The sequence below is a fragment of the uncultured Vagococcus sp. genome (genome assembly GCF_963518325.1).
GTDB lineage: Bacteria > Bacillota > Bacilli > Lactobacillales > Vagococcaceae > Vagococcus_D.
In genome coordinates, this window is sequence record NZ_CAUQJB010000066.1 from 1 (window position 1) to 5957 (window position 5957).

The window sequence follows — 5957 nt, forward strand, 5'->3', positions numbered from 1 at the left end:
CTGCCAAGCCCCTTTACCATTGGGGCAGTGATGGCCGCTTATAATGAAAGTGAAGCGTGGTTGAATCGCTTAAAGGTTTATTTGGATGAGACTATTGACTGGGTCATGGCATTTTTAGCTAGAAAAATGCCCTTAGTCAAAACCTTTCGCCCAGAAGGGACCTATGTGGTGTGGCTGGACTTTCAAGGCTACGGCCTGACTCCAGATGAGATTCATCGGCGGATTTATCAGTATGCCGGGGTCTTGTTGGAGTGGGGCACTGTTTCGGATCCAGACAAAGGTCATTTATTTGAACGAGTCTGTCTGGCGGCTCCTCGATCACGGATTGAGACGGCCTTTGAGCGCTTGGCCATTGAATTTGACGAGGATTTTTAAGGCTGAAAGGAGTATAAAAATGAGTGAGGAACGGAAACAACTGACATTTTTTGATTTATTTACCTTGGGATTAGGTGGAGCCATTGGCTCTGGGATTTTTGTCTTATTAAGTGCGGGGATTGCGTATACAGGTCGTTCGATTGTGGTGGCGGTTTTAGGTGGGTGTCTGATTATGTTGTTGGCGTATTTTTATAATGTGTTGTTGAGCTCGATGTTTGTTTTTCGAGGCGGAGACTATGGTCAAAAGGCCTTTCTCTTTGGCCCCTACGCCACCGGGGTCAGTGCCATGTTCAGTATGATTGGGGGCTTTGGGATTGCTCTCTATGGCTTGGCTATGGTGGAGTATGCCGGGATTATCTTTCCGCTGATTTTACCTTATAAACGGTTGATCGGGGTGCTGGTAATCACCTTGTTTTTTGGGGCCACTACCAGAGGGGCTAAGTTTTTGTCGAAGATCAACAATGTTATGACGGTGATTTTATTGACGGCCATCGTGGCCTTTATCGCCTTTGGTTTGCCTCAAGTCAAGTCGGGATTTTTCACTGGAGAGGACTTTTTACTGAATGGGCCAGTGGGCTTGTTTTCAGCCATTGCCATTATGGGATGGGCTTGTCAAGGGACTACTATGGGGCCGATTTCTGTCAGTAGTTCCACCAAAAACCCTAAGCGGAATATCCCCTTGGCCATTTTGACCATAACGGTCTGTTTAGGGGCGATTTATGGCTTAATGTCCATGGTGGCTTCAGGGGTTCTGCCTTTAGGGGAACTGGAAGGGCAAAACTTGAGCTCGGTCTCCAGTCAGATCTTTCCCTCTTGGGTTCACATATTGTTTATTTTAGGCGGAGGGGTCTTTGCGATTGCCACCTCCTTAGTGACGGCCATTACCATGTTGGGTGAGCCGATTCAACAAATCGCCGAAGACGGTTGGCTGCCGAAAGTGTTCTTAAAGCGAACAGCCGGTGGCTTTCCGTGGGTCACCCGCTTGTTATTTTATTCCTTAGGGGTGGTGCCGATTATCTTGAATTTTTCCTTGGAGTCGATCGTCTCCTTGATCATGGTTCCCACCATGTTGTTGAACTGTTACTTAAATTTGAAGTGCATGGAGACGGTCAAAAGTCATCCCCGTCAGTGGCAAAAGAGCGTCCTGCACATGCCTAAGATTCTCTTGAATGGGGTGTGCCTGTTGGCCTGTGGCAGTAATCTCTTTGTGGCTTACTACCTGTTTATCGAGTTGGATGTTAAAACCATGGTGACGATTGTGGGGATTATTGGAATTTGTCTAGCCGGTGCCTTTATTCAGTTAAAACGGGGAGCGGTTAAACCCGCAATCTTAATGGCTCAGCGGGAACAAATTGTTAGGGAAGCCTTGGAAGGTGACGAAGGGGAGGTCGTTGCTTGAGGGTTTAAAAGACTAGGGCATAAGTGAAGACGAATATGGATTAGTTCAGACTAAACAGAGATGAAGTATGGAAGTAGAAGTGATTAAATAAAGGCATATCCTTTAAAGAATCGGGTTTAGTGTTACTCGATAAACACAAAAGCCGCAACTAACTTTATGTATTAAAGTTAGTTGCGGCTTTTTGACGGTCTATTGCTAACACATTCTATAGTTATTTAGGAATGAGATTGATGGTAGTGATTATCATAAGTATGTTTAGTCTACTTTGGAAAAATTGGAAATATCGTCATTTTTCATTGTTATTGTTTATTTTTATCGTGATTTCAATGATCACAGAAAATTTTATTAGTTCTTCCCACGGTGTATTAGCGTTTATGTTAGTTGGAATATTAGTTAATCAGAACCAAGAAAATGAACGGTAAGAGGGCTCAGCCCAGTAGACTATAGACAATAACTTGCACCATTTTATGTAGAGAGGAGTCCTTCGGGAAAAAAACGACGAGACTGGAGTTGCAATTCAATAATAATGGAATTGCCAATTTATAAGCAAATACCTAGGAGCAATCATGTAGATGAGAGTGCTCCTGGGTGTTTGCTTACAGCTCTTTAATGCGCTCGATACTGAGCCCTATTGCTTTTGAAATTGTTCTAGGGAATTCCCTTTTGTTTAAATTAAGAGCTACTTCTTCAATAGCTTCTTCCCGAGCCACGTTCTCTGTATATCCACGTAAGGCCTTTTCATATTAGTGATCGTTTTCGAACGCATCGTAATAAACGTATATTAAAACCAAAAAAATAAATAACATGACATATTTTTTTAGTTTGACCGATTGAATTTTGATAAGAGCTATTTATTTGAACGAGTCTGTCTGGCATCTCCTTGTTCACAGACTGAGACGGCCTTTGAACGGTTGGCCATTGAGTTTGACAAGGATGTTTAAAGCTGAAAAATGAAGCTAGTCATGGAACAAGGGTTCATTCCTGATGGGAGTCAATAATCATCGGAAAAGACAATGTGTTTTTGTGCCCAAGAAAAACACTAGACAGGGTGCGTTTAAACGAATCATTATCCACCAGAATGACATTCGCACCCATCTCCTTTATGATGGCATATCTTAGATCTGTTTTGACAGCGCTTGGTTGTCCACCAGTAAAAAGCTTTTGGACTTCTCTGGTGGAACTTTAGAGAGCCTTAAAGTTTCTAAGGATATCTTCTAAGATTAAAGCCTTCAGCGTTTATAGATTTCGTATACACATCCATCCTATTCCAATACGATCCAACTTTAGCCAAACCATCCACCTAACTAGGTAATAACTATGCTGACACACAAAAAAAGCGCGTCGGTAACAACCGATGCGGTAGTTTATTAGTATCTCCATAAGACCTCTTTTGAGAAGGGCATGACACTGTGATGAAGCTGAAATGTTTCACAGTAGTAATAATTAGCAGTGGGATTTGGTGGGAATGGGTCTTCAAATTATTTTTCATTGTAGGTGATGTAAACGCGGCGTTTACGTAAAAAAATATTTTTTTGTGATTTTATAACCTGTTAATTTGTATGTATCGTTGATGTTAAGCTCTTTTAAAGGTTTTTATAAATTGTGTTTCGTTATTAAACCCATGTCGTCTGGGCGTTTACGTCCCTTTTTGACTAGTGAAGATAGACAGATGATGTAAACAGTGAGGTTCCTTTTTTTAGAGTATGACTAATAATCATGACCATAAAAAATTGTTTCTGATCTGTTTACCTTCATCTGCTTTCTGATAACTTTTATTATGCAACAGTCCATTTGGCGGTTGACAGGATAAGCGCCTTAGCTATCCTGTCTGAAAATAGCAAAATTGTTCTTTTCGATGTAATGAGCATGTTTACAATAGGCGGAGGAGGATTGTGACAATTGTTTGGTGATTAATTGATCTAAACCAGGTAATGAATCCAAATGATCGGAGAATGACATCGGGTCAAGGGTATCAAGAAAATGTAAAATCGTCATTTTTTGCTCCTTACGGGAGTCATCGCTAATGGTTAAGATTAATTTTTTGGTTGTTTTCATCATTTCACCTCCCCCTGTGGGTTATGTTTGATTCCTACTTCTGTGTCTAAAACTTGTTTCATGAGCGTTCATTTTCTTTTCCAAGTCTGTGAAAGCTCGTTCCAGCAACACTTTATCGTTATCCATTAAACTATCGAAATAATAAAAGCCCAAATGACCTTCTTTAATCAATGGTTTGTAATGCTGAAAAAAATGATTGACGGTCTCCATGGCGTCAACAGAAAAGGTTTGCAGGCTATGTTTTTTTGTATCTAACAGACTGATCATAAAGGGTGTCAGATAGTTGTCCCGAGGGAATGCTTTTGGCTCGTTCATTTCAATCGGTAGGCAACTATTTGTATACGCTCGAAAAATCGTGATGTCACTTAAAATTTTCTTTTTTCCACACCTGTTTCCTATTGGAAAAGTCATGGAGGCACCAGAAGTTAATGTCAGAGTGGTTTGAGTTTTTTTGGTGATGACAGCCACCTCTGAATAATGACTCACATAAAGCAAGTTTAACCACATATTGCTAGCTATTTGGGAGAATAGCCCACGGTGAGAAAAATAAGGCAACATAATTCGGTTAGAATTCATCAAATACTTCATAATCTCTCGATCATTTGGACCATGTTTGGTGGTCTGATTCATGTAGCATGTCAAGATTTCGTCAGCAGTTACCTTCGTCTTAATCAAAAGCCCTGAATCATACAAAATAATGGTCAGCCATTTGCTTTTTGTGTCAGTGTAGGTGAATACCCCAACGATAGTGTCATTAATAACGGGGTACTCAACCGGAAGGGCCATCGCCCAAAATCCTGGTAAGGATGCTGGTGTGATGTCTTCCTTATGGAGATCAATCGTTGCTGATAGTGCGGTTGGTTCAGTATGTCTCATTTTATTACCTCCTAAAAGAAGAAAAATAATAAAAGTTATCACGGTATTTCTAGTATAAGGAGATCACATTCAGGTCGCAAATTGAAGATTTACTAAAAAGGACTTAAATTTACCTTTTTTTATCAAGATTTACCTCATTTTGAGGGATTCTTTGCAGTAAAGGGCTTAATTGCTACTAAAAAGTGGTAAATCTTACTCGAAAAGTGTCAATCTTCCGTAAAAAGTGTCAATCTTACTTTTTACATGGTTGTCAGATTTAGATAAGATTTAGACAAGACCTGCGCAGGTCAAGTTGAGTCGAGCAATAAGCAAATGGATGTGTCGCTACAGTCACCAAAGAAAGGATGAGGAAAATGGCTACAACTGCTTTTTTGCAACACACAGTCGAAGTTGGATATACGACAACGGGGCAAACGACGAAGCAAATGGTGCCACATTTAAAAGAAAATGTGTCGTCTGAGAAACTACTGTCCCTTGGGCAACTAATGGTTGAATTAGTGCCCGAAGGCGTCGCAGTAGAAGACTTAGTTACCATTAAACGTCTCCGTCACCAGTCAATTTAGAAAGGAGCCTTAATCATGAATACGACCATTAGTCAGAGATTACAGTTAGTGTTTTTTAACGCTGACGGTAGTCAAAGTACATTTACTCCTAAGTTTTATAAAGACGAATTATCAACCGATGCCGTCAAGTTAAAAGAGTGGATGGACAAGTTCAGTCAGTTAGAGCTTTTTCAACACAATGAAAAAGAAACGCCGCTTTACACAGAGAAAAAAGGCGCTCGTCTAATTGAAACAAAAGTCACCGAAATCTTTTAACGAAGTGCCAACATCAGCAGAATAAGAGTTGGAAACTAAATAACATCAGTATAAATTATACACTATTAGCGTCTAATAAACGTCAAAAAAATATTAGATAACAGCCTTAGTTTGTGCTTATTTATTTAGTTTCCTCTTGTTTTAAAGTTAAAATAACAGGAAAAAACTAATGACATTTATTGGATTAAACATAGCGGAGACCTTTACTTCGATGACCCTAACTTCTAAATGCTAAAGCATCAAGAGTAAGGGCAGTTCTTAGTGCTTCAGCACATAGAAATAATGAGAACGAAGCTAAAACAAATCAGAAATAACCAAAAGACTAAAAAGGAGGAGACAGATAATGACATTTATTGGATTAAACATAGCGGAGACCTTTAGTTCTTAGTGCTTCAGCACATAGAAATAATGAGAACGAAGCTAAAACAAATCAG

The 5957-nt window shown here is 39.9% G+C and carries 6 protein-coding genes and 1 pseudogene; 5 read left to right on the forward strand and 2 right to left on the reverse strand.

Annotated elements, in window-relative coordinates:
- The 3 genes and pseudogenes from RWN13_RS23500 to RWN13_RS23510 form a co-directional block, all read left to right on the forward strand.
- A pseudogene (locus RWN13_RS23500) lies at positions 1 to 375 on the forward strand (pyridoxal phosphate-dependent aminotransferase); the annotation flags it as partial.
- Positions 376 to 394: 19 nt separating this feature from the next.
- Positions 395 to 1774: an APC family permease gene (locus RWN13_RS23505; RefSeq protein ID WP_314068670.1), complete on the forward strand. Its 1380-nt coding sequence runs from the start codon at positions 395 to 397 to the stop codon at positions 1772 to 1774.
- A 230-nt stretch (positions 1775 to 2004) separates the two neighbouring features.
- Complete coding sequence (locus tag RWN13_RS23510) at positions 2005 to 2196, forward strand: hypothetical protein (RefSeq protein ID WP_314068675.1); 192 nt, start codon at positions 2005 to 2007, stop codon at positions 2194 to 2196.
- Positions 2197 to 3589: 1393 nt separating this feature from the next.
- Here the strand turns inward: RWN13_RS23510 and RWN13_RS23515 are convergent.
- On the reverse strand, positions 3590 to 3832 hold the full coding sequence (locus RWN13_RS23515; RefSeq protein ID WP_314068677.1) for a hypothetical protein: 243 nt from the start codon (positions 3830 to 3832) through the stop codon (positions 3590 to 3592).
- An 18-nt stretch (positions 3833 to 3850) separates the two neighbouring features.
- Positions 3851 to 4705, reverse strand: a complete 855-nt coding sequence (locus RWN13_RS23520; RefSeq protein WP_314068679.1) for a hypothetical protein — start codon at positions 4703 to 4705, stop codon at positions 3851 to 3853.
- Between the two features lie 353 nt (positions 4706 to 5058).
- On the opposite strand from RWN13_RS23520, the gene RWN13_RS23525 reads away from it, so the two are divergent.
- Both RWN13_RS23525 and RWN13_RS23530 read left to right on the forward strand, forming a co-directional pair.
- The gene (locus tag RWN13_RS23525; protein ID WP_314068681.1) at positions 5059 to 5268 is read left to right on the forward strand and encodes a hypothetical protein; all 210 of its coding nucleotides are present in this window, start codon (positions 5059 to 5061) and stop codon (positions 5266 to 5268) included.
- A gap of 15 nt (positions 5269 to 5283) precedes the next feature.
- Positions 5284 to 5523, forward strand: a complete 240-nt coding sequence (locus RWN13_RS23530) for a DUF2922 domain-containing protein (protein ID WP_314068683.1) — start codon at positions 5284 to 5286, stop codon at positions 5521 to 5523.
- Positions 5524 to 5957: the final 434 nt, after the last annotated feature.